At 77.5% G+C, this 311-nt stretch carries 1 protein-coding gene; it reads left to right on the top strand.

From position 1 onward, the window contains the following. Nucleotides 1-265: 5-formyltetrahydrofolate cyclo-ligase (locus ACFC02_RS31295; protein WP_376364631.1), on the top strand; the 265-nt coding region annotated here is incomplete at its 5' end. Between the last annotated feature and the right edge of the window lie 46 nt (nt 266-311).

Genomic DNA, 311 nt, shown 5'->3' with positions numbered 1-311 from the left:
CGGGCGGCGGCTCGGCCCGGACGCCGTGACGGCCGCCGACGTCGTCCTGCTGCCGGGCCTCGCCGCCGATTCGCGCGGGATGCGGCTGGGGCGCGGCGGCGGCTCCTACGACCGTGTCCTGGCGCGCCTGGAACGGGCGGACGCGCATCCCGCCCTCGTCGTCCTGCTCTACGACCGTGAGGTCGTCGAGCACGTCCCGGCCGAGCCGCACGACCGACCGGTGCAGGCGGTGGTCACGCCGTCGGGGGTCCGGCGCTTCGCCTGACCCCGGTAGTACCGGTACGGCGACGGCCCTCCACGCGCGCGTGGAG

It is taken from the genome of Streptomyces sp. NPDC056160 (assembly GCF_042268205.1).
GTDB lineage: Bacteria > Actinomycetota > Actinomycetes > Streptomycetales > Streptomycetaceae > Streptomyces.
Note: the sequence above shows the minus strand (reverse complement) of the source record. Positions and strands in the feature narration are given on the sequence as shown.